This window comes from Leptonema illini DSM 21528, assembly GCF_000243335.1.
Taxonomy (GTDB): domain Bacteria; phylum Spirochaetota; class Leptospiria; order Leptospirales; family Leptonemataceae; genus Leptonema; species Leptonema illini.
In genome coordinates this window covers 1,976,102-1,999,413 of sequence record NZ_JH597773.1, presented here as the reverse complement: position 1 = coordinate 1,999,413, position 23,312 = coordinate 1,976,102, and the positions used below count along the sequence as shown (strand labels likewise).

The 23,312-nt window shown below is 54.9% G+C and carries 25 protein-coding genes; 14 read left to right on the top strand and 11 right to left on the bottom strand.

The features are described 5' to 3' along the window. Window positions 1-78 precede the first annotated feature (78 nt). The 3 genes from hisB (at window position 79) to hisA (ending at window position 2,137) form a co-directional block, all read left to right on the top strand. The gene (gene hisB / locus LEPIL_RS09185) at window positions 79-681 is read left to right on the top strand and encodes an imidazoleglycerol-phosphate dehydratase HisB (protein ID WP_002772085.1); all 603 of its coding nucleotides are present in this window, start codon (window positions 79-81) and stop codon (window positions 679-681) included. Then, window positions 678-1,289: an imidazole glycerol phosphate synthase subunit HisH gene (gene hisH, locus LEPIL_RS09180; RefSeq protein WP_002772083.1), complete on the top strand. Its 612-nt coding sequence runs from the start codon at window positions 678-680 to the stop codon at window positions 1,287-1,289. Before hisB ends, hisH begins: the two co-directional genes overlap by 4 nt. An 83-nt stretch (window positions 1,290-1,372) precedes the next feature. Further along, window positions 1,373-2,137, top strand: coding sequence for a 1-(5-phosphoribosyl)-5-[(5-phosphoribosylamino)methylideneamino]imidazole-4-carboxamide isomerase (gene hisA / locus LEPIL_RS09175; RefSeq protein ID WP_002772081.1), 765 nt, complete (start codon window positions 1,373-1,375; stop codon window positions 2,135-2,137). Between the two features lie 49 nt (window positions 2,138-2,186). Here the strand turns inward: hisA and LEPIL_RS09170 are convergent, their stop codons facing one another. From LEPIL_RS09170 to LEPIL_RS09145, 6 genes are all read right to left on the bottom strand, one after another. Further along, entirely contained in the window at window positions 2,187-3,038 is an 852-nt protein-coding gene (locus LEPIL_RS09170; RefSeq protein WP_002772079.1) for an MBL fold metallo-hydrolase, read from the bottom strand. Between the two features lie 12 nt (window positions 3,039-3,050). Then, window positions 3,051-4,541, bottom strand: coding sequence for a M16 family metallopeptidase (locus LEPIL_RS09165; RefSeq protein ID WP_002772077.1), 1,491 nt, complete (start codon window positions 4,539-4,541; stop codon window positions 3,051-3,053). Next, on the bottom strand, window positions 4,541-6,202 hold the full coding sequence (locus LEPIL_RS09160; protein ID WP_002772075.1) for a M16 family metallopeptidase: 1,662 nt from the start codon (window positions 6,200-6,202) through the stop codon (window positions 4,541-4,543). The genes LEPIL_RS09165 and LEPIL_RS09160 overlap by 1 nt, the downstream gene beginning before the upstream one ends. Window positions 6,203-6,240: 38 nt before the next feature. Then, complete coding sequence (locus LEPIL_RS09155) at window positions 6,241-7,242, bottom strand: NAD(P)-dependent alcohol dehydrogenase (RefSeq protein WP_040918560.1); 1,002 nt, start codon at window positions 7,240-7,242, stop codon at window positions 6,241-6,243. 709 nt (window positions 7,243-7,951) lie between these two features. Beyond that, window positions 7,952-9,253, bottom strand: a complete 1,302-nt coding sequence (locus tag LEPIL_RS09150) for a peptidase U32 family protein (protein ID WP_052608260.1) — start codon at window positions 9,251-9,253, stop codon at window positions 7,952-7,954. A gap of 31 nt (window positions 9,254-9,284) precedes the next feature. Next, window positions 9,285-10,568 (bottom strand): chloride channel protein, encoded by a 1,284-nt coding sequence (locus LEPIL_RS09145; RefSeq protein WP_002772068.1) that lies wholly within the window; start codon window positions 10,566-10,568, stop codon window positions 9,285-9,287. Window positions 10,569-10,771: 203 nt separating this feature from the next. On the opposite strand from LEPIL_RS09145, the gene LEPIL_RS09140 reads away from it, so the two are divergent. After that, entirely contained in the window at window positions 10,772-11,365 is a 594-nt protein-coding gene (locus tag LEPIL_RS09140; protein WP_052608258.1) for a hypothetical protein, read from the top strand. Then, on the top strand, window positions 11,362-11,493 hold the full coding sequence (locus tag LEPIL_RS24040) for a hypothetical protein (protein ID WP_281251501.1): 132 nt from the start codon (window positions 11,362-11,364) through the stop codon (window positions 11,491-11,493). The genes LEPIL_RS09140 and LEPIL_RS24040 overlap by 4 nt, the downstream gene beginning before the upstream one ends. Before the next feature lie 105 nt (window positions 11,494-11,598). Here LEPIL_RS24040 and LEPIL_RS09135 read toward each other — a convergent pair whose 3' ends face one another. After that, on the bottom strand, window positions 11,599-11,808 hold the full coding sequence (locus LEPIL_RS09135) for a hypothetical protein (RefSeq protein ID WP_002772062.1): 210 nt from the start codon (window positions 11,806-11,808) through the stop codon (window positions 11,599-11,601). A 258-nt stretch (window positions 11,809-12,066) separates the two neighbouring features. Between LEPIL_RS09135 and LEPIL_RS09130 the strand changes: the two genes are divergently transcribed. From LEPIL_RS09130 to LEPIL_RS09100, 7 genes are all read left to right on the top strand, one after another. Continuing rightward, window positions 12,067-12,504, top strand: a complete 438-nt coding sequence (locus tag LEPIL_RS09130; protein ID WP_002772061.1) for a hypothetical protein — start codon at window positions 12,067-12,069, stop codon at window positions 12,502-12,504. A gap of 104 nt (window positions 12,505-12,608) precedes the next feature. Further along, window positions 12,609-13,001, top strand: a complete 393-nt coding sequence (locus LEPIL_RS09125) for a hypothetical protein (RefSeq protein WP_002772060.1) — start codon at window positions 12,609-12,611, stop codon at window positions 12,999-13,001. A gap of 57 nt (window positions 13,002-13,058) precedes the next feature. Next, a complete protein-coding gene (locus tag LEPIL_RS09120; protein WP_002772059.1) occupies window positions 13,059-13,397 on the top strand; it encodes a YdeI/OmpD-associated family protein in 339 nt (112 codons plus the stop codon). Window positions 13,398-13,423: 26 nt separating this feature from the next. Beyond that, window positions 13,424-13,885, top strand: a complete 462-nt coding sequence (locus tag LEPIL_RS09115) for a DUF1801 domain-containing protein (RefSeq protein WP_002772058.1) — start codon at window positions 13,424-13,426, stop codon at window positions 13,883-13,885. Window positions 13,886-14,053: 168 nt separating this feature from the next. Further along, window positions 14,054-14,314, top strand: coding sequence for a helix-turn-helix domain-containing protein (locus tag LEPIL_RS09110; protein ID WP_078123468.1), 261 nt, complete (start codon window positions 14,054-14,056; stop codon window positions 14,312-14,314). Next, window positions 14,304-14,624, top strand: a complete 321-nt coding sequence (locus LEPIL_RS09105; RefSeq protein WP_002772056.1) for a HipA N-terminal domain-containing protein — start codon at window positions 14,304-14,306, stop codon at window positions 14,622-14,624. The genes LEPIL_RS09110 and LEPIL_RS09105 overlap by 11 nt, the downstream gene beginning before the upstream one ends. Then, entirely contained in the window at window positions 14,621-15,556 is a 936-nt protein-coding gene (locus tag LEPIL_RS09100) for a HipA domain-containing protein (protein WP_002772055.1), read from the top strand. The genes LEPIL_RS09105 and LEPIL_RS09100 overlap by 4 nt, the downstream gene beginning before the upstream one ends. Before the next feature lie 73 nt (window positions 15,557-15,629). Here the strand turns inward: LEPIL_RS09100 and glpK are convergent, their stop codons facing one another. The 4 genes from glpK to LEPIL_RS21925 form a co-directional block, all read right to left on the bottom strand. Continuing rightward, window positions 15,630-17,123 carry a glycerol kinase GlpK gene (gene glpK / locus LEPIL_RS09095; RefSeq protein ID WP_002772054.1) on the bottom strand — a complete coding sequence of 498 codons (1,494 nt, stop codon included), beginning with the start codon at window positions 17,121-17,123 and terminating at the stop codon, window positions 15,630-15,632. Window positions 17,124-17,250: 127 nt separating this feature from the next. After that, the gene (locus LEPIL_RS09090; RefSeq protein ID WP_002772053.1) at window positions 17,251-17,841 is read right to left on the bottom strand and encodes a CBS domain-containing protein; all 591 of its coding nucleotides are present in this window, start codon (window positions 17,839-17,841) and stop codon (window positions 17,251-17,253) included. A gap of 193 nt (window positions 17,842-18,034) precedes the next feature. Then, a complete protein-coding gene (locus LEPIL_RS09085) occupies window positions 18,035-19,387 on the bottom strand; it encodes an FAD-binding oxidoreductase (protein WP_002772052.1) in 1,353 nt (450 codons plus the stop codon). A 27-nt stretch (window positions 19,388-19,414) separates the two neighbouring features. Continuing rightward, window positions 19,415-20,671, bottom strand: coding sequence for a DUF368 domain-containing protein (locus tag LEPIL_RS21925; protein WP_002772045.1), 1,257 nt, complete (start codon window positions 20,669-20,671; stop codon window positions 19,415-19,417). A gap of 196 nt (window positions 20,672-20,867) precedes the next feature. Here LEPIL_RS21925 and LEPIL_RS09070 point away from each other — a divergent pair, with 196 nt between their 5' ends. Further along, the gene (locus LEPIL_RS09070) at window positions 20,868-22,001 is read left to right on the top strand and encodes an LIC_10091 family lipoprotein (RefSeq protein WP_002772042.1); all 1,134 of its coding nucleotides are present in this window, start codon (window positions 20,868-20,870) and stop codon (window positions 21,999-22,001) included. Window positions 22,002-22,089: 88 nt separating this feature from the next. Continuing rightward, window positions 22,090-23,304, top strand: coding sequence for a CapA family protein (locus tag LEPIL_RS09065; RefSeq protein WP_002772041.1), 1,215 nt, complete (start codon window positions 22,090-22,092; stop codon window positions 23,302-23,304). Window positions 23,305-23,312: the final 8 nt, after the last annotated feature.

Below are 23,312 nucleotides of genomic sequence, written 5' to 3'. Positions count from 1 at the left end.
CCGGTGCTGCCAGGCGGGGGATTTTTTCCTTTCTGCGATTATCATTGATCGCCTGCTCGAAACCGATGATCTGGACGTATGGCAGATCGACGCGCCGAGGGCGCACGCAAGACCTCTGAGACCGACATCCGCCTGGCGATCGGGCTGGACGGTAACGGAAAGACGAACTTTGATACCGAGATTCCGTTCTTCGAGCATATGCTCTCGCATATTGCGAAGCACGGCCTCATCGATATCGATCTGCATCTGCGCGGCGATCTGGAGATCGACGGCCACCATTCCGTCGAAGATACGGCCATCCTTTTCGGCAAGCTTCTGCACGACTCGCTGGGCGATAAAAAGGGCATCCGACGTTACGGACATTTTACGCTGACGATGGACGAGACGCTGACGACCGTCGCCGTCGATCTGGGCGGACGCTTCAACTTCACCTATAAAGGTCCGGACGCGATTAACGTCGGCAAGTTCGGAGTCTATGATGCGGAGCTCAGCCTTGAGTTCTTGCAGAAGTTCGCCATGAACGCGAAGATGAATCTGCACGTCCTGATCCATTACGGAGAGAACCGCCATCACCTGCATGAGTCGGTCTTCAAGGCGCTCGGACGTGCGCTGCGGATGGCCGTCGAGGTCGATCCGAGAGCAGGCGATGCCGTGCCCTCTACAAAGGGTATGCTTGAATGATCGCCGTTCTTGATTACGGGATGGGGAACATCCACTCCATCGTGAAGGCGCTGCGCCTGTTTCACGACGATGTGCAGTTTACGGCCGATGCGAATGCGCTGAAATCCTGCCGTGCCCTTGTGCTGCCCGGCGACGGACATTTTACGGCGGCGATGAATCATCTGCGCGGATACCGCGAGGAGATCTTACGAGAGCACGTCGCTCAGAATAAGCCTCTGCTCGGTATCTGCATCGGCTTTCAGGTGCTCTTTGATAACTCCGATGAGACCGATGGCGCTCCCGGCCTTGTACCCGGCCTCGGTCTTGTGAAAGGCGAGGTGCGTCGCTTTCGCTTTGATGACCCGGCGCTTCGCGTGCCGCATATGGGATGGAATACGCTGACGTCCGTTGGCGGAGGGCCCGATTATCTGAACCATTCGATGTACTTTATACATTCGTACAGGCCGCAGAATACCGACCCGGCCGATACGGTGACGACGACGCAGTACGGCTCCGATCGCTTTGCGTCAACGGTGCGCAAGGGCTCGATTCTCGCCACGCAGTATCATCCCGAGAAATCCGACGCGGCGGGATTGCGCCTTCTAAAAGACTGGGTTACGACGATCTGATCGAACAGCTCTGTGTTCGATAGAAAAAGCTGCTTTTCTTCTGGGCCGACCACTCGAAGCTCTGTCAAAAACAGGTAATATCCATGTCTCTTCCCTCGCAAAAGAAAACTGAAATCATGCCTGCCATCGACCTGCTCGATGGCAACGTTGTCCGTCTCTATAAAGGACGATATGATGAATCGACGGTGTATAAAACGACGCCCGGCGATATGGTGCGACGATTTATCGAAGAGGGGGCCCGCCGCATCCATGTCGTCGATCTGAACGCAGCCCGCAGCGGCGATATTGCCGTGAATCGAGATGCTCGCAACGAGATCCTTCTTGCCGCCGAGGGCAAGGCCGATCTTGAGATTGGCGGCGGTATTCGCGACGCACAGACCGCGGGCGAGTATCTGTTAAGCGGATTCCGCTACGTTATTATAGGCACGGCAGCCGTGAAGAATCCGGTCTTCTTGCGAGAGATGATCGATACGTATGGGCCCTCGCGCATCCTTGTCGGCGTCGATGCCGAATCGGGCATCGTTCGCGTAAGCGGATGGGAGGAGGATTCCGGACTGAAGCTCGACGATTATCTGAAACGTCTCATCGACCATCATGTGCAGGAGATCATCTTCACCGACATCTCGACTGACGGCACGCTCGCCGGGCCTCCGGTAGCGACGATGCGCGACATACTGGAGCGTTATCCGTTCCGGCTTGTGGCCTCGGGCGGAGTTTCGTCGATCGACGATATTCGGGCGCTGCTCGATATCAATACATCGGGCCGCCTTGTCGGCATCATCACCGGTAAGGCGATCTACGAGAATCGTCTTGATCTTCGCGAGGCCATCGCGGCGACAGAGGCCTGATCGGTTTTCTTCACCTGCCTGCCGCCCTTCTGGCACGTTTTCATTGCCATCAGGCCTCGGCGTCGCGAAGCGTAAGAAACGGAGTTGTGCGTGCGTATAACCAGTCGGGCAGCTTGCGTTTCAGCGTCTCTTCGACCTCACGCCGTCCGTAGCGCGGCGAGAAATGAATCAGGAAGAGCTTCTCCACTTCGCGAAAGGCCTCGGCGTTGGCGACGATCTCGTCAAGGTGGATGTGCCCCCATTCGCGGGCCCGTGCCGTCTGGCGCTTCTCGCAGATATACGTGCACTCCAGAAAGAGGATGCGCGATTTCTGTACTATCTCGTTCTCGGTGACGAACTCGATCGTCGTATCCCCTGAAAACGTGATGATGGGTTGGTAGGTCTCGTTAAAGAGATTCTCGCCTGTCGCCTTGCGTCGTGCGATCTCTTTACCGGGCAGATTCAGATGCTCGGGCTTCAGCTTCAGCACCTTCTCGACGATGGAGTATCCGTTTGAGGGAACGCGATGGCTGCTGCGAATCGCGCGAAAGAACTGATTTCCCTTTAATGGATAATGACGGTCGTAATCTACGGCATGCAGATGAAACTGCGAATGATAGTCCTCAATATCGCCCCAGAGCTTCATGATCTGCGTCAGCGGCTCATACACCTCGGGCGGTACATAGATTTCAGGCGGGGCCAGCTTGCGCAGCGAGCGCTGTGAAATCAGATAGGCCAGCCCCGAGGCATGGTCAAGATGTCCGTGGCTGAGAAGAATCAGCGGATACTCCGTTAACCGGGCCGATCCGACTCCGGTATCGAAAAGCAGGCGATACTGCGGAAGGGCGATACACGTATGTGTGCCGCCCTCTGAGTTGCCGAGGAATTGAAAGTTCTTGTAAGAATACTCGCTTAGCTTCATTCGATTATCGGTTTACTTTAAGGGCGATTCCTCGGGATCGATGACGACAACGGGGCGTATCTTCTCAAGATCGGCCTTGAGAGATTCGGGGCCGACGACGACGATCCACATCTGCGACGGATCGACATGCTTTGCGAAGACGCGTTTCACATCGGCGGTGGTCACACGATTCATATGATCCTGAAATTTACCAAGATAGTTCTCGGGAAGACGATGCATGCGAAAGCGGATCTCCTGAGCAAGCAGGCGCCCCGGGTTGTCGTATTCAAAAACGAGAGAGTTGACGATGGAGTCGGTGGCAAGCTTCAATTCGTCGTTGGAAACGCGGTCCATTCCGCCGATCACCTCAAGCATGACCGATAGCGTCTCGGCGGTGCGGTCGGCTCTCGTTCCGCTTGCGGCGACAAAGCGACCGAAGCGGGCGTCGAAGTCGTTTCGCGAATACGAATAATAGGCAAGTCCGCGTTTGGCGCGCACCTCCTGCATTAATCGCGAAACGAACGAACCGCCGCCCAGGATATAGTTACCCGCCTGAAGAGAATAAAAATCGGCGTCGTTGTGAGCGGGAATAAAGGTTCCGATCGTGACGACGGCCTGCGAGACGTCCTTCTTCACAAGCAGGATCTTTCCACGGAGTTTCTCGACTCCTTTTGTCGCCGGTTCGCGATCATAGACGACGTAAGGCTTCGTGACGGCCGGCATCGCCTTTACAAGCTTCGAGATCGCATCGGCCATCTCTGCCGGATAATCCCCGTTCAGAGCGACATGCAGGTTGCGTCGTGCGAACAGCGTAGCATGAGCCTGGCGAACGGCCGCTACGTCGATGGCGTCGACGTCGGCCAGTTGAAGCGAATGACCGCGACGATCGGGAAGAAAAAAGACCTCGCGCAGCTTGCGCTGGGCGATCGTTTCGGGGCGGTCGTTGCGTCGCTGAATGGCCGTGCGCATCGAGCTCTGAATAACGGGAAGGATGGCCTCGTCGAAGCGAGGACGCAGCAGCACGTCTTCGAGAATCTGCATCGCCGCGGGGAAGTCGCCTTTCAGGGCGCTTAACTGCACGATAAAGGTATCTTCAGAGGCGCCGATCTCAAGCGAGGCGCCAAGCGTGGCAAGGGCGTCGGCTATCTCTTCGCCCGAGCGATCCCCGGCTCCGCCCAGCTTCATATACGAGGCAAGGGCCGAGGTGACTCCGAACGCCTTCTCTTCGGATGACGTGCCGCCTTCGAACACAAGCCGCAGATTGATCAGCGGCAGCGTATCGTCGGCAAGCATATAGAGCCGTGCCTGTGCGTCGATCTGCACCGTTTTCACGGCCGGATTCGTATACGATAGCGGCTTGATCTTCATGCCTTCAAGCACGTTTCCATCTCTTTGCAGCAGATCCAGCGTCTGCGCTCCTGCACTGTTCGTCATGAAAGCTCCGGTAATCAAGAATAGTAAGAGCATCTGCCTGAAGCCGCGAGCGGATTTCGGGAGAAGCTTCTGTTTGAAGTGGCGTCGCATCAGCGTGCCTCCTTCTCGCCGTTGGCGGGCGCTTCATTGTTTTGCGCAGGAGGCGGAAGCAGGCGACCCATCATGCGGATGTCGCGCTTCAGATACTGCGCGGCGACCGCCTTCACGTCAGCCGCTGTAATCGTGTTCAGCTTATCGTAATTCAGGAATGTATCGCGGTAATCGCCCGTAATCGTCTCGTAGTAAGTGAGAGAATCGGCCAGATTTCCGTTGGATTGAAATCCCTGCACAAGCTCGGTAGCGATACCTTTCTTAACTCGCGAAACCTCTTCGTCGGTGACGCCTTCGCGGACGATGCGTTCGATCTCTTCGAAGACGGCCATCTCGATGCGATCATAGCCCTGCGCGACGGCCGCTTCATCGCTCATCGCCTGCGGAGGCAGAACGGGAACGGCCGAAAGAAAGAACATGTTTGTATAACGCTCGCCCGGAAATCCAGAGTAGATATTCACGGCGGCGGCGATTTTATCTTTAAGAACAAGGCGTCGGTAGAGACGGGTCTCTTCGCTGCCGGCGAGGATGCGGGCCAGCACCTCGAGCTTCAAATCGTCGGTATGCGGAAAAGGCGGCTTGAACCACGCCATAAACATCGCAGGCGAACCGGGATGACGCACATCGACATCGACCCTGCGCAGCTGCGGCTTTGCTTCGGGAATCGTATCGTGCTTGCTCCCGGGTTTTTCTGAGCCGTGTTTTTTTCGCGGCTGCCAGTCGCCGAAGTACTTCTCGATCAGGCCTTTAACCTCCGCCTCGTCGAAGCGGCCTACGACGGCGATGACGGCGTTATCCGGACCGTAATGCTCCTGATAGAAGCGTGCGGCCTGCGGACGGTTAAAATAAAGGATCTTCTCCATAGGTCCGATGAGAGACGGGCCATACGGATGATCGCCGTAGACCTCTTCGAGAAACTTCTCCATTAAAAGAGAAGATCCGACGTTTTCGACGCGCATGCGTCTCTCTTCAGAGACGACGTCGCGCTCCGTGTAGAACTCGCGTAGAACGGGATTCTTAAAGCGGTCGGATTCGATGCGCGCCCAGACCTCGATACGATTCGAAGGCAGCTCGACAAGATAACTTGTAAGATCGCGGTTGGTGTAGGCGTTATACCCGCGCTCGCCGTTCAGAGAATAGAGCAGGGAGTCTTCGTCGGGCACGCGGAACTTCGCCACATCGGACTGGATCAGATCCATGCGGTTGCGCCATTTCTCGACGCGTCGGGTCAGCTCTTCGATCTTCTCAGGAGCCGCACGGTCTGCCTGTGCCGCCTCAAGCTCGCGCCGGCTGCGATCGTACTTCATGGCCCAGCGATCGATGATCTCAAGGTATCGAGCCTCGGCCTCATAGTCGAGCGTGCCCTGGATCTTCGTGCCCTTGAAAAGCATATGTTCGAGCATGTGGGCGATGCCCGTATCTTCGGGCGATTCGTCTGATCCGCCTGCGCGAATCTTCAGATAGAGAGCGGCCACCGGAGCATCCCCTCTCTGCAAGAAGACGACGCGCAGTCCGTTGGGCAGCGTGAAGCGTCGGGATCGATCAAGCAGAGTTTGAAAGGTAGGGGTCATCTTCTTCTCCGGAAGGATGGTGGCCGGAAGCAGAAGCAGCAGCGCTGCCAGTGCAAGTCGGCCGGTGAGATTGGGGAATGCAGAACGCATACGGACAGCTTTGTCATCGGGCAGGGCGGCGGCAACCGTTATTGCATCGCTAAAACCATACGGTAGCGAGCTCTGTTGTCGCGCACCTTCTGCACCGCTTCGTTGACCGAGGCAAGCGGCATCACCTCGGTCTGCGCCTTGATGCCGTTCAGAGCGGCGAAGTGAAGCATTTCAAGCATGTCGTTGCGTCCGCCGATATTGCTGCCGCTGATGCTGCGTCGTCCGTCGAGGATCAGATGCACGGGCAGGCTCAGCGGCTTATCGGGCACTCCGACAAAGCAGAGGCGTCCGTCGCTGCGCAGCGTCTGGATAACGGCATGCCAGTCCATCTCCACCATCGCCGTATTCAGAATGAAATCCTGGGAACGACGCAGCGAGCGCAGATTCTGCTTCGTCATCTGCACGAAGTGATGCGCTCCGAACGATTTCGCCTCGGCCTCTTTATCAGGGCTTGAAGAGAAGGCGGTGACCTCGCATCCCATTGCTCGCGCAAACTGAAGCGCCAGATGGCCGAGCCCGCCGATGCCGATAACGCCTACGCGCTGACCGGGCTTCACGGCAAAGTGACGCATGGGCGTGTAAACGGTGACGCCGGCGCAGAGCAGAGGAGCGGCATTCTCGGAACTGAGAGCGTCGGGCACGGGAAAGGCAAAGCGTGAGTCAACGACGATACGTTCGGCAAAGCCGCCGAAGTGTTTGTTGCAGGTAGCCTCGTGTTTGATGCACAGATTCTCGCGGCCTGAAACGCATTCTTCGCATTCAAGGCAAGACGAGCGCTGCCAGCCGACGCCGACGCGCGTACCTGGCTTCAGCGAAACGTCGGTGCCCGCCTTCGTAATATGCCCGATAATCTCATGCCCGGGCACAAGCGGATACTTACTCACGCCCCAGTCGTTGTCGATCAGATGTAGATCGCTGCGGCAGATTCCGCAGTGCGTGATCTCGATCTCCACCTCATGCGGAGCCGGATCGGCCGATGTATAACGAAACGGTGTAAGAGAAGCGCCTTTAGCAAGGGCGGCCTGTGCGTTGATTTCCATAATGAGAGCTGGTACAGTAAAGCCAGACACCGCCCCGGTGTCCGCTAAAAAAACCGACTGCCGCATCGGTCGAGTGGTGGTCGACGAAAAGCACAAAAGGGCACGAAAAGGTCTTGCGTTCAGGAAAATCTTACTGCTGTTCTCTTTCTTGGTTTCTAATCGCTTGACTCTATTAAGTTAAGGAAAATGAAGATTCCGATTTTCGCGATTTTCGTGGACGCTGAATGTTTTGCGTCTTGAATTCCCGAGGCATAGTGCTTTTATCCGGAGGCCTGTCGTTTCAGGATACTACCCTTCAAACAGATTTTGAAGGATGCCTTTTGTGATTGGTTTTTTGGCTTTTTTTATTGTCCACGAAAAGCGCGAACGACACGAAAAGGTTTTCTCTTCCGGAAATCTTACTGCTATTCTTTCTTAGCCCCTTCGATCGCCTGCGCTTATAAAGGCTGGGGGTTGTGAATTTCGATTTTCGCGATTTTCGTGCCTTTCGTGGACGCTAAATGTTTTTAGTCCTGAATTCCCGAGGCATAGTGCTCTTTTTCTGAGGCCTGTTGTTACAGGGAATTAGCATAGCAAGTATATTTTGTGAATTTCTTTCTGCGTTTTGTGGTCCACAAAATAGGCGAAAGAAATCCACGGCAGATGATTTTCTGTCAAGGTTTTATCTCAGCGTCCTCAGTGCCCTCTGCGGTTAACCATTATCCAGAGATCAATTCGCAGCCGTCGTCATGCAGGGGCGGCGGATGATATCCATCGGTCGGACGACATCGGGGATGGGGCGATCGAATTGCAGCCGGGCCATCGCCTCGTTCTTTGTCGCCGCCACGGTGTTGCCTTCTTCATCTAAGACAGCGGTGATCGTAAAAAGATCGGTCTCGATGCCCTTGCTCAAGAACTGGATCTGCTCGCCCGGGCGCAGCACCGTGCGCGGAGCAAGCAGGATCTGTTCGGCACTGCGCTCGCGAACGATGCCGCCGAAGTCGTGCGTCTTGCGGTCGATGCGAGCCTCGTCGTGATGATAGTCTTTATCGGGGTGCGGGCCGAAGAACATACCCGTCGTATAACCCCGGCTTGAAAACATTCCCAGCTCTTCGATCCAGCGCGGATCAACGGTACGATCGCCGCGGGCGGCCGCATCAAGCGCCTCGCGATAGACTTTGACGACGCCGGCGGCATAGTTCACGCCCTTGCCGCGTCCTTCTATCTTGAAAGAAGTCACGCCGGCCTCAAGCAGCTCGGGAATATGCTCGATCATGCAGAGATCTTTTGCGCTCATCAGATACGTGCCGCGATCGTTCTCGAAGACGGGCATGTACTCGTCGGGGCGCTTCTCTTCGCGAAGAAAGTAGGTCGGTTCTTCTTCATCTCTCTGTACGGGGGCAGTCATTTCGCCCTCGCCGGACTTCTTCTCAAGCAGAGTATAATTCCAGCGGCAGGAGTTCGCGCATTCGCCGTCGTTAGCCGAGCGATTTGTCATGAAGCTCGATATATAGCATCGCCCCGAATAGGCCATGCAGATCGAGCCGTGCACAAAGGCCTCGATCTCGATATCGACGGCGTCGCGGATCTGCTTGATCTCTTCGATGCTCACCTCTCGCGCAAGAACGATGCGCGCCGCTCCCATGCGTTTCCAGAACTTCGCCGAGGCGGCGTTTGTGATATTCGCCTGCGTGCTGATATGCAGATCAGAGTCGGGCAGCAGCTCGGCGGCCATCTCGAAGACGCCGGGATCAGAGACGATGACGCCATCGGGCCGATGCGGTGCAAGGCGCTGCAGATGTTCGCGCAGCGCCTCAAGGTCGCGGTTATGCGGCAGGATGTTTAGAGTGATGAAGGCCTTACGACCGAGCGAGCGCGCCAGCTTGATCGCCTCGAATACCTCATCCTCTGAGAAGCCGCGACTCATCGAGCGCAGCGAGAAATCGGCCAGCCCCAGGTAGACGGCATCCGCTCCGTAATGCAGAGCGACGCGCATCTTTTCCATGTTTCCGGCAGGGGCAAGCAGTTCCATGACATTCGGTTTTTTCAACATGGGCGAGCGGTCAAGCGGGATGGGAGGGGGAATCCCCCATCTGCGATCGAATAAAGGGAATCTTCGGAGCGAGAAAGTATCCGGTCAGGCTGGCAAAGAGGATCGGAACAAAATGGCCGAATCCCGTCAGCGTCGCAAGCAAGATGGTCGTGCTCATCGGCGTGCGCGTCACGCATGCGTTGACGGCAGCCATGCAGCTGACGATGGCCAGCGTCAGGTTGATCGCCGGAAGCAGCTGATGCAGGATCAATCCAAGCGTCGCCCCGACAAAGAAGAGCGGAATAATGAATCCGCCTCGCCATCCCGAAGAAACGGTCACGGCAATGGCGATGATCTTAAAGGCAAGAATGGCAAACAGAAACGAGAGCGACAGGTTACCCGTGAGAAGATCGTTGATCTGGTGATGGCCGAAGTATCGCGTAATCGGCAGATAGAACGAAATCACGCCGAGTATAACGCCACCGACAAACGTTTTCACATAGATGGGCAGCGTCCGCCATTCAAAGGCCGATTTCATGAATTTAGCGCAGTAAATGAAGGCCCATCCTGCAGCTGCTCCGACAACGGCAAAAAGAGCGGCATAGGCGAAATCGAAGATACCCGAATACTGATAGGTCGCCAGATGCCAGATCGGCCCGAGCCCCAGATGCACGATGACGGCGAAGACAAGATAGCTGAAGCAACTTGCCACAAGGGCGGGGATGATCGCCTCGTAATAGGCGACGGCATGCTTGTGATGCAGGATCTCAGATGCAAACAGGCTGCCTCCAAGTGGAGCCCCGAAAAGCGCCGTGAAGCCCGCTGCCATACCGGCGATGGTTAACGTTCGCAGCTCTTCTCCCTTCAGCTTGAACAGCTTCCCAAGATAGGTTCCCGTCGAGCCCGTCACCTGCACAAGCGGCGCTTCGGGACCAAGGCTGCCGCCCGAGGCGACGCAGAGAAGTGACGACAGGATCATCGAGGGGTTATTCTTAGGATCAAGCCGGCCATGATTGAAGCGGATGTTGTTCACGATAAGATGAATCTCACCCGGATCGCCGATGAAATGGATGATCAGTCCGGCAAGCAGTCCACACAGGGCCATCACGGGGATTACATACCATCCGCCAAAGCTCGACAGCGCATGCGTCAGGTATTCGAGACCGATCCAGTAAAGGCCAGCGATACTGCCTCCTGTTAACCCAAGAAAGGCCCAGAGAAGAAAGGTGCGGCTGAAAACAAAGGGATTAAAGCGAACGGGCTGATCGAGGATGTCAAGATAGCGTTTGAATCGATTTCTCTTTATGTGTTTCATGGGTTAACCTGGCGAACTCAAGGCGGGCGAACGGCTGCCGTTTGAGGCATCGTATGCTGCCCGTATGACCAGATTCTCGCAGGAGACTCAGGGCGTCAATGAGCACGTTCGTTGATCCTATTTTCTGGCGGGTCAGGTACAGGTGATCTCAGGAACAGACAAATACTTTACAAGGCGGATAGCATCGAAATAGAAGGCATGTCATGAACTGGAAACTTATCTTTTTCATTCTCGCAATCGCCTTACCCGGATCGTTCGCCATCTCGTATCTTGCGCTTCCGCAAATGATCGAAGACAGCGGGCCGGTGCCTCTTAAAACAATTCAGCTCGCAACGGCCATCCAGAATACGATTCTCGTTTGTATTGCAACGTTTACGGGTACGTATTTAGCGAAGAAGGTCGGATTGCTTGCTCCGGTCCTGTCTGCGCTCATAAGTCGGCAGCCGGTCGTCGCCGTGCTGCGTTCTCAGCTGATTCCTGGTTTTCTGGGTGGATTGGCGGGCATGTCTGTCATTCTGCTTTTTTATTCGTTTCTGCCCGCCGAACTCGGCCCTTCCAATCAGCAAAGACCCGTGCCCATCCTGGCTCGTGTTCTTTATGGGGGTATCACCGAAGAGGTGCTTCTGAGATGGGGCATAATGACGCTCATTGTGTGGCTTGCGTGGAAGATCATCCGAACGGAAGCTCCATCTGCCGGGGCCTTCTGGTCTGGCATCATTGTAAGCGCTTTGCTCTTTGGCTATCGCATATTCCGGCGGCGCTTGCCGCAGCCGGCACGCTCACGACATTCTCCATGATCTATATTGCAGCAGGCAATGCAATGTTCGGCCTTGTAGCAGGATTCCTGTTCTGGCGCTATGGCCTTGAGGCGGCCATTCTGGCTCATATACTTGCTCATATTCTGGCCTATGCGATCCGAGGGTGATGGGGGATCGGTTGGATTGGATAAGAAGAGGCGCCCGGTTGGTGATAAAACAGAAATGATCTGGCAAGGCTTTGCCGGCCCTGATCGACAACATGCCTCGAAGCCTTACGGGCCTTTTGTTTTTGCCTCAGCCTGCTTTCGGCCCATATCAAAGATGTCGCTCGTTTTCTTTTCAGGCCAGAGGCTTCTTTGCCACTCCGCATAATCGAAGGAATCTCTTCGTAGCAGAAGAATAAATCTCTCGACCTCTACGGGGTCGAGGGCTCCTTTCAGAGCGGCCATGCCTTCTGCCTTGATTTCGGTGTCAGTCCTCATAACGTCCCTCCAGTAAAGTCAGGAATTCTATAGGATTCAGAGTTTTCAACTCAGTAACGATCATGATCAATACTGATAATCTGATTTGCACAGAGAGTTACCTGTAAAATGAATCCGTCCCTAACGATAGTTCAGAATTAGACTTGCTAATATAAAACGTGGCAATTGAGCTGGCCTTGAAGCTCTGGGAATTGCTGGCGGACGGGAACACTGATGCTGTCAGGGAGCTGTTTGTAAGCGAGGGAGAGGAGTAGGGATATGCTTTCTCCAGAAATGAGAGCAGCTGTAAGAGAAGAATGGAGAAAGCTCGGCTTTTTCTACGATCGAGATGACGACACGAAAACATGGAAAATCGTTGGCGATCGCAAAGGAATTGAAAGATTTATTCAAGAAGTGACCAGGTTCACTTCTGATCCCCGCAATGAGCGACCATCTGAGCATGAACACCTCGGGCCCTATCTGTATCTCAAGCTGATGTCATGGCCAGAAAATCGGATAGACGAGCAGGGTATAGCCGGACCATTGTCAGAACTACAGCGTATGGCATTCACTATTCGGGAAGGGCTTCTTCGGACAGCCCGTGCGCAGAAGATCTTTCTACGCCAGTCCTATGCTCCGAACTCCGAGTATGAGCTGTGTCTAGAGCTCAGGCCCGATCCATTTGATCCAGCTGGCGAAGATGCGGGTTGCTGGTGATATAGCACGAGCACTATGGTTTTTCTGATCCTTTCTAAGTCGGCATCCTCCGTCCCCCAAAAAAACCTTGCTCCGGTTATTCCTGTGACTGTACTGTCTCCACTGTGTCACACGACTTTGAACCTCTGTTAACGTTTCTTGAAAAGCTGCCTGCCATAAAACTGCCCGCCGGTCGCAAATCTATCGGTGCCGGTAGCTATGACAGCGGCAACTGGTGGGTTAAGTTTTCCTTGAATACCGACCATCCGCTTGCCTGGCGCCACGTACAGGAGCTCGGCCATGTTCTGAACCTTCTATCAATCGAAGAAAGGCTGCCGACCGTTTTCAAGCCCGTATCGCCCCCTCCGTATATGAACGGCGGCGTGCAGTTTCTCTCGTGGGTCATTGAGTCGACTTCGAGTGAGTTCACGCCGGCTCTCTGCGCGAAATGGCTCGAAGGCCGCCTTCCACGTCCGGTTTCGGATCTGGAGCTGTGGAAGACGGATGACGACGAATGAGCTGTGGCCAGACGCACTTGATCTAACCGAAATACTCTAACCCACCGACACCATCCCATGTCATCCCCACTTCCCATACAGGCCTTCAAAGATCGAGACGAGCTGCGACGCTGGTTGGAGCGGAATGCCTCCACCTCAGCGGGCCAGCGTGTACGCCTTTACAAGAAAGGATCGCAGACGCCTTCGATCAGCTTTCACGATCTGCTTGAAGAAGGCCTCTGCTTTGGCTGGAGCGAGAGCAAGCGCCAGGCGTATGATGAGTCCTCCTATCTACAGTTCTTCACACCGAGAAAGACGAAGGGGACCACTTCGACAAGAAACCGCGAACTGGCGGAGCGTTTAATAAGAGAAGGAAAGATGACTGAGTCCGGCTCAAAAGCGCTTGATTGGAAGTGACCGGTTTCTTATTTTCGAGGTTAACTATGAAACCGAAGGCATCTGACACATCGCTTATGGTATCCGAATACATAGACGGTCTCGAGCCCGACCGAAAAGAGAAGATCGAGCGGCTTGTCTCCCTTTTCAAGAAGCATTTGCCGAAGGGCTTTGCGCTCGATTTTCAATATCGCATGATCGCCTTTGTCGTGCCGCAAACGCTGTATCCGAGAGGGTATCATGTGGACCCGAAGCTGCCGTTGCCTTTTATAAACATCGCCTCTCAGAAAAGCCATATCGCCGTCTATCACATGGGCCTGTATGCTTCGCCTGATCTATTGCGCTGGTTCACGGACGAACTGAATAAGCGCAATCTCACCGTAGACATGGGCAAGAGCTGCCTGCGCTTTAAGGCGAAGCAGGAGTTGCCCTACGATCTGCTTGCAGAGCTGGCGACGAGGATGACGCCCGCTGAGTGGATTCAGATCTATGAACAGGCAAGGAAGTGATGCGCAATGACCGGATTTACCGGAATTCCAGTAAATACTCTTTGCAACGGATACCTTGAATCCTTTACTTGCTTTTTTTACCGTAATAGCAGTATAAAATGCTTGTAATCAGGGGAAATATCGCCTTGAATGATGAACAGCGGTGATTTTTGCCGTTTTTGCAGTAAAATGATCAACCTTCTCGAAAAGCCAGAGCTTCTTGGAGCGTTCATTGCCGAACATCGTCGCCAGGCCGGACTTTCCCGCGTGGAGCTGGCACTGCGTGCGGACGTCGGCAAGACGATCCTCTACGATCTGGAGCATGGACGCACAAGCGTTCGCCTTGATCTTCTGATGCGCATTCTTACCGTTCTGGGTATGCAGCTTCATCTTTCTGGTCCGTTTGTCCGGGGCATCGATCGTCTCGCCGAGGGTGACGATGAGTCGTAGTCTGGATGTCTATTATCGCGAGAAGTATGCCGGCACGCTTGAAGAGCTTTCTGCAAGACGCCGCTACAGGTTCTCTTACAGAGCGGATTATTCCGGTCCGCCCGTATCGTTAACCATGCCGACGGACCGTAGCGTCTATGAGTATGATCATTTTCCGCCTTTTTTTGACGGGCTCTTACCTGAAGGCGTTTTACTCGAAGCGCTTCTTCGCACAAAGAAGATCGATCGTGACGACTGGATGTCGCAGCTCGCCGCAGTCGGATCAGATCTGGTTGGAGCGGTATCCGTGCGTGAGCGGGAGAAGCCATGAATCGTTGTCCCGTCACCTACGAGGCGTTAGTCGGGGAGGAAACGCACTACAGCCGGGCCGGTCTGCATCGTATTGCCCGCGGATTTGCCCGACTGGAGCCGCTTCCCTATGATAGCGAGGCACTTCTGCGCGAGGCGATGGATCGAGCTCCTCGCATGTCGATTCAGGGAGTTCAGCCGAAGCTGAGCGCCGTTTTGAGAATCAAGCAAGGCCGCTTTGACATCGTCGATACGGGAGGTCGTTATATCATCAAACCTGCTCATCCTCTCTATAAAGAGCTTCCCGAGAACGAAGATCTGACGATGCATCTGGCGTTGCTTGCCGGTCTTGAGGTGCCGTTTCATACGCTTCTCTATTTAAGAGATGGATCGCTTGCTTATTGTGTGCGTCGGTTTGATCGGCGCGGTCATTCGGAGCGCGTCCATATCGAGGATTTTGCGCAGCTCGCAGGCCGCAGCCGCGAGACGAAGTATGACAGCAGCATGGAAAAGGTAGCGTCGCTTGTGGATCGTTTCTGTACGTTTCCCGTGCTGGAAAAAGAGCGACTATTTCGCATGACGCTTTTCGCATATCTTACCGGCAACGAAGATATGCATCTGAAGAATTTCTCAGTCATCATACAGGACGGCGTTGTTCGTCTCTCACCTGTCTATGATCAACTCAGCACGACGCTTGTATTAAAAGATGCGGAACAGATGGCGTTACCTCTGAACGGAAAAAAAAGAAATCTAACCAGGGCCGATCTGTTACGCTATTTTCCGCTCGAAAGACTTCGCCTGCAACCGGTGATCGTCCGGCGCATCGTCGAAAGTATGCGAAACGCCTTACCCGCAATGCATGACTGGATCGCTCGATCCTTTTTATCTGAAGAGAGTCGCTTGCTCTACGCCGCTCTTCTGAACGAGAGAGCGGCGATGCTTACGCTGGATTAGCCGGGGGATCAGGCTTCGAAGCGTTCGCCCCGAACGAGCTCGTCAATATTAGGTGGTCGACGCGACGCCAGAGTCAATCCACCCAGTGCTTCGAACGCTCGACGCCTTTCTGCCAGAGCTTGAGCTCGCGGCTGCGCTTCTCTTCGCTCATCTCGGGGTTGAAGATCGAATAATCGCGCAAAAGCGAGCGCAGCTCGTCGGCATCTTTCCAGACGCCGGCGCCGATGCCGGCAAGATAGGCCGTGCCTGTGGCCGTCGTATCGACGTTAGCCGGACGCTCGACCCGCCGGTTCAGGATGTCGGCCTGGAACTGCATCAGGTAGTTATTCGCCGCTGCGCCGCCGTCGACGCGAAGAAAGGGAAGGGACTGGCCTGTGTCGGCTTCCATCGCCTTAACAAGATCGGCCGATTGCAGTGCGATCGATTTCAGAGCGGCGCGCGTGATGCGAGCGGGCGAGGTGTCGCGGGTGATGCCGAAGATGGCGCCGCGGGCCTTCATATCCCAGTGCGGAGCGCCGAGTCCCACAAAGGCCGGAACAAAGACGAGTTCATCTTCTTCGCGATCGATGTCTTCGACTAACTGCTGCGTTTCGCGGGCGCTGGCGAAGAACTTCATATAATCGCGCAGCCACTGAACGACCGCTCCGCCGATGAAGACCGAGCCTTCAAGTGCGTAAGCCGGTCCGCCCTTTTTGTCGATGGCAAGCGTGGTGAGCAGTCCCGAGCGGCTGATCAGGAACTGATTGCCCGTATGAAATAGAAGAAAGCAGCCGGTGCCGTAGGTGTTCTTTGCCTGTCCGGGTTCGGTGCAGAGCTGACCGAACAGGGCGGCCTGCTGATCGCCGGCCATGGCGAGCACGGGAATGCCGTCGGGAAGAACCCCGGTGTTTTTCGTGATGCCGAAGGGCGAGCAGCTGGGCAGCGCCTCGGGCAGGATCGAGGCGGGTACACGCAGGATGCTCAGCAGCTCGTCATCCCACGTGCGCTTCTCGATATTAAAAAGCATCGTGCGGCTGGCGTTTGTATAATCGGTTTTATGTTCGCCGGTCAGCTTGTGAAGCAGCCAGGTATCCATCGTGCCGGCGGCAAGGCGACCACGATCGGCAAGCGTGCGGGCCGACGGAACGTTATCCAGAAGCCAGGCAAGCTTGGTGCCCGAGAAGTAGGCGTCGATGACCAGGCCGGTCTTCGCGCGGATCGTATTCTCATGCCCGGCCTTCTTCAACTCGTCGCAGATATCGGCCGTGCGGCGGCACTGCCAGACGATGGCCTTATGAACGGGTTTACCGGTCGTCTTTTCCCAGAGCACGACGGTTTCACGCTGATTTGTGATGCCGATGGCGATGGCGTCTTTCGCGTCGAGATCGGCTTTGTCGATAGCGTCTTGTAGAAGAAACTTTACGCCGGCCCATATCTCTTCGGCGTCGTGCTCCACCCAGCCGGGTTTTGGAAAATGCTGCGTGAACTCTCTGTAGGCGCTGGAAAGGGTCTTGCCCTTTTCATCGAAGCAGAATACACGTGAACCGGTCGTACCGTGATCGATAGATAATACGAATTTCTTTCCCACATCTTCCCCCGTTTTCGCAACTGGTTTCGAAATAGCAGATCGGATCTTCGCGTAAAGAGGAAAACGGGAGACGGGTCATTTTTTGCCGGCCTCAAAAGCGGCATGCTCTGAGGCCGGCGAAACGAGGTCAGGCCTGGAGGACGCGGGCAATCTCGGCCAGCGTATCGCCGACGGCATAGCTGCGCACCTGAATACCCAGCTGTCGGGCGATCTGGTTCAACGAGAAGATGCCGCGAATCGTTCGCTTGTTGCTGAAGCCCTGGTAGTCGACGACAAGCGCATGCTGGCGCTTCTTCGATTTCAGGGTTTCGACGATATCGCCGACGCGAGCGGTACTCACATCCTTGATCTGGAAGCAGTCGATCTGATCGACCGGAGTCATGATATCCTGCACGGTGATGTCGCTATGTTTCTTCTGATCCTGCTGGGCGATGCGCACGGGCTTCTCGCCGAGGATGTCGTTGGCCGTGATAAGACCGATCACCTCGTCAGAGATGTTTACGACAAAGAGCATTCGAATACGGTTCTGAATCATCTTCTGATTCGCCGTCTCGATGGACTCTTTCGGGAAGATGGTACGCGCACTGACCTTCTTAAGATCGGTCATCGCCTTGATGGCAGGATCCGTCGGCGTGAGCGGTTCGAAGACCGGTACTTCCGGACGGTGGAATCCCACCCCTGTGCCGAGTGAATCTGTACTGATCGTTGTATAGGCCATATCGCTCCTCTTCAATTCTAACTTTTTCTGATCTTTCTCAGTCTTACTCTTGTCTCTTTAGCTCGTCTCGCACTGCATGATGCGGCATACGTTTCGAGACGTCAGCAACTCTGCCTGGTGAGATAATAAAAAGGCGCAGAGAAAGAACAAGCAAAAATAAAGAAATTATACTATCGGATTTTGAAAAACGGATTCAGAAAATTCGACCGCGGTTCAGAATGTTCTCCGGATCAAAGGCCATTTTTATGCTGCGCATCAATTCGATCTCGCGCTCGGATCGGCTGTAAGAAAGGTATTTCTTCTTTAAACGACCGATACCATGCTCGGCGCTGATCGATCCGCCGACCGAAGAAAGAAAGGTATAACTACGCAGATCGAAATCCGCCGCCTGTGTGCGAAAGGCCGTCTCGTCCTTATCAGTGGGAGCGACCACATTGATATGAAGATTGCCGTCGGCCAGGTGTCCGAAGATGAAAAGCGTGCCGGGCAGGCTGTCGGATTGGATCTGACGCAGTGCATCGACCGCTTCAGCAGCCCTGGCGATGGGCACAGAGATGTCGTTTTTATGCACAGGGCCCGATAGCGAAAGCGCCTCGCTGATGCCTTCGCGATAGATCCAGAAGCGACGACGCTGTGCCTCGTCTGAGGCAAGGCGGATGTCCTGGGCCGGTACGGTCATGAGCACCTCATCGGTCGTACCGGGTACGTATTCAACAAGGGCGGTAAAGGCTGGTATCTCGGCGAAGGGGCAGGGAAGGTCTCGATGCTCGCAGATCAAACGCAGGCAGGCATCGTCAAAGATCTCAAATGCATGCAGATCCAGAGGACGCAGAATCGAGAGGGCCTCAAGAAGCGACGGAAAATCATGAAAGGCCATCAGAACAAGATCCGTGGCCGGTGGTTCGGGTACAAGCTGTAGCGTCGCCTCGGTGATCAGGGCAAGCGTGCCTTCTGATCCGATCAGAAGCTCTTTCAGGTCGTAGCCCGTGTTATTCTTGAGCAGATCGGGAAAGCGCAGGATCTCGCCTCGTCCGTCGACGGCCGTCAGTCCGATGGCATAGCGACGGATCGTTCCATACTTTAGAACGCGAATGCCGCCGGCATGTGTGGCGAGGTTGCCTCCGATGTGCGAGGCAGAGGCCGAGGCAAAGTCAACGGGAAAGAAGTGCCCCCGGGAGGCGGCCTCCTGTTGCACCGATCGCGTCGTCATACCCGCTTGCACATGAAGCGCCGGCAGATACGGATCATAGCTCAGCAGGCGGTTCATCCTTTCAAACGATACGATGGCTTCATCTGGGGCGGCGATGGCTCCGCCGACATAGCCCGTGCGGCCGCCCGACACAGTAAGAGGCTGCCTGTATTCAAAGGCCGTGCGAACGATGGTCGCCACCTCTTCGGTCGTTTCGGGAAACAGAACAAAGGCCGGCGATAGGTTCTGTTTTACCGTGCGATCGCGCGAATAGGGTTCCAGCTCGTCGGCTTCTGCAAAGCGGATGCGTTCGGGCATCAGCCCCTGCAATCGCTTGATGAAGTCAGACGAGCTCATGTGTGTAACCCGGTTAAGCGAAGGCTTTCAATCTTTCACAGGAGGCTCTGGGTCTCCGAGTTTGCTGGAAAGCCGCTCAAGAATAAATAAGAGAATCGCACCCGCTCCGGCAATACCGGCGAAGACGCCATAATCGATCGTTTGCGGGGAGGCATCGAGATAGAGGAAGGGCCAGATCTTGCCCAGCGAACCGACAAGGAATCCGGTGAGGGCGGCCATCGTCACGGAGTGATAATGTTTCAGAAGATATTTGAGCAGATGCACAAAGGTCAGGATGCCTGTGGCGACTCCGAAGACGAATACGCCGATGACGGCGATGTCGCGTTCGTGCAGACTTTGCAGAATAAACTTGTATTCTCCCAGAAGAACAAGGATGTAGGCGCCCGATATGCCGGGCAGGATCATCGCACAGATAGCAAGAGCGCCTGTAAACCAGATCCATGCATAATCGCCGACTGAGAACGTATGCGATTGGCGGGCCGATAGATAACCCTTGATGGCGATTGAGTCGTCTTTTGGTTTTGGCTCTCGCAGCAGTAGATCAAGCTCCGTCGTATTGGATTCGATCCTGTATTCCTTCTTGATCTCATCGCCCTGGCCTGTTGTGACGAGTGTGGCCGTTATCTCGCCCTGCCGTTCCGGAAGGCGCAGTGTCAGATGCTCGGGAGCCTCAGGCATCTCAACGAGGAACGATCCGCTTGAGTCGGTATGAACAAGGGCGGTTTTCGTTTCGATGGAATCGGCGCTCTCCTGCCATTCGACCTGAACGGGAATCTTCTCAAACGGAGATATGGTCACCAGCCAGAACGTGCCGAGTGTGAAAGCAATGAGAAGCGACCATTCCTTCCAGCCGTGATTCATCATCTTGTAGGGGATCGTGATCGAGAACACGATGAGGCCGAAAAAGAACGAGTAGGTTTGAAACGGATAATGATCCATGAAGAACGGAATCATGCGCGACATCGACAGAATACCGAGCAGAATACCGGTTCCCAGAAAGATGAGAAAGAGATAGGGGATCTCGGCGAGCGTCTGGCCGTTGCGTTTTCTTTTTTCGGCGTTAGTAATCCAGAAGGGGAAGGTAAGCAGGGCGATGATATGCCGCGGTGCCGGCGTGGAAAGAGCGGTGATGAGATGCTCGTAGATGCCGCTGATGAGGGCGATCGTTCCGCCTGAAACGCCGGGAATGATGTCGGCGGCGCCCATCGTGAAGCCTTTTGCGGTCAGGATGAGGCGCTGCGTCCACGTGCGATACTGTTCGTGTGCGAACTCAGTTTTTTGCATACAGGGCGAGATTTTCGCTTTAAGGGCTGCTGTAAAGCCATCTGAAACGAGGCGGTAGCGACCAGGCCAGAGGAGAATTTCGGTGCGAGCGGGATCAGCGGGAAGGAAAAATCCCCGGTGAACACGCGTGCTTTGTAAACAGGCCTTCAGGCAAAAAAATGCTTTGCCCTTTGCCCTTTCTGCGAAGATATGCCGTATGTCATTGCTATCCGGGCAGAGCCCGCTTTCCTTTTTGCTTGTTCCTTTCTTTATCCTGAATCTTTCCCAGTGCCAGTCGGCCGATCCGGCGCAGGGGCAATCCGTCGGTTCCGTTGTTCAGACCGTCTCTGATCTTGAAGACGAGTTCGGCAAGGGCGTGAAAGACAGGGCCCGCTTCGACGAGGCCTTTGCGGTTCGATCCGTTGACGTGATCAAGCAGAAGGCGAAGCTGTTTGCCGATCATTACCCTTCATCGAATGAACGACGGATCGATCTTTTCAGGCCGCACGTGGAGCGCATCGGCGGCGCCTATGTCGGCGTCGGTACCGATCAGAACTTCACCTTTATCGCGTGGGCCCGTTCACCTGTCGCCTATCTGATGGACTTTGATTCCGTCATCGTCTATGTGAACCGCCTGCACTTTCTTTTTCTGAAAGAATCGCCCGACTACGCCGCATTCAAGAAAATGTGGGATCGCGCCAGCCGCAAGGAAACGGCCGAGCTGATTCGCCAGCGCCTGGGTAACGCTCCGGACTATGCAAAGTACGTCGAGGCCTACGACGTCGCCCTGCGCGGATATTCAGGCGTTCCCGATCGCCTGAAAGAGCTGGAATGGATGTCGTCGCATTTCAATTTTCGCAGCTTTCATAACGATGACGCCGATTATCAGTACATCCGTCAGATGGCCGTCGACGGACGCATCCAGGCGGTGCTCGGCGACATGAACGGTGAGACGACCTTTCGCGAGGTCTCGGCCTCGGCAAAGCGCCTGAATGTGCCCATCCGACTTGTGTATCTGTCGAATGCCGAAGAGTATTTTCGTTATCCGCAGCCCTTTCGCGTGACGATTCAGGAGCTTTTTACTGACGAAAAAGGAATGATCATTCGCACGGTAACGGCCGGAGCAAAGGAATTCGGTTATCCCGAAGGCGAGAAGTTCGTCGAGACGCATCCGTTTCATTACAATCTGCAGAATATCAAAAAGATGGCCGTCTGGATGAAGGACGCTCCGCATCCTCTGTGGGTGTACGATATGCTTAAAAAACGCACCGATGTGCAGAAGGGATTTTCGGTTTTGCATCAAGATCCATACGAATGTGGATTCTTGCCTGCAAAACCGTCCGTTCCGTAATGCGCGAGATTGAAAGTGACGTAGGCCGAAACCAGTTAAGACTTCGAGAGATTTCCTGAGCCAGATCTCAGATGGAAAAGTGAAAAAGATGCAAAATAGATTGCCGTTTATTCAGAGTCGCCTGCTGCCCGTTCTCTGTCTTACTCTGAGCGTGGCCTGCGCGGAAGAGCTGCCCGCCGAGAAGATCCGCTTTTCGACTGTGGGCGATATTATGAGTCATCAGGCGCAGATCGATTCGGCCTACGATGCAAGCTGTGATTGCTGGAAATACGACGAGGTATTCGTCGACGTGAAGCCGATCATCGAAAAGGCGGACTACGCGATCGGTAACCTCGAAACGACGCTGCCCGGCGAAAAATCGAAGTACAGCGGTTATCCGCAGTTCGGAACGCCCGATTCTCTCATTGATTCTTTAAAATGGGCCGGCTTTGACATGCTTGCCCTTACGAATAACCATACGGTCGACAAGTACCGCGAAGGCGTCCTGCGAACGAAAAAGATCGTGCGCGAGAAAGGCCTTGATGTCGTCGGTACATACGCCGACGAGCAGGAGTTCGTAAAAGAGCGTGTCTTTGTTCGTAAGATTCGCGGCGTGCGCTTCGCTTTTTTAAACTATAGCTATGGAACAAACGGCCTTCCCGTACCTCCGGGAACGTTCGTCAACGGCTTCGATTACGTGCAGATCCGACGTGAGATCGCCATGGCGCGCGAACAGGCCGATGCCGTCATCGTCATCTATCATTATGGTACCGAATATCGACGTGATCCCGATCCGTATCAGCGTTATGCGGTAGACCTGGCATTTCAGGAAGGGGCCGATATCGTCATCGGCGGACATCCGCACGTTCTTCAGCCCTACGAAAAGCGTACGGTGACGGATCGTTATGGCGATACCAAAGAGCGCCTCGTCATCTGGTCGCTCGGCAACTTTGTGTCTAACCAGCAGAAGCGTCATACGGATGGCGGCATGATCTTTGAATTCACGGTCGAGAAGAACTCGGATGGCAAGGGCCTGAAGATCAGCGATCTGGCTTATATTCCCGTCTGGGTGCATATCGATCATACGTCGGGATCACCGGTCTTTCGCGTTCTACCGTGTCGGGACTACGTAGCTCTTCGTCGTGCCCGCGAGGGGGAGAGGGCGACGGTTACGGTGAAAGGCGTGCCGGTCGTGCTGGAACAGCGACGCAAGTCTGCTCGATCCGTGCCCGAGATACCACGACAGCGCATCCAGCAGTTCTATCTCGATACAATCGAGCTGCTTGGCGAATTCCCTGTTCTGCATAACGAAGATAGTATTTGAGGTGATGA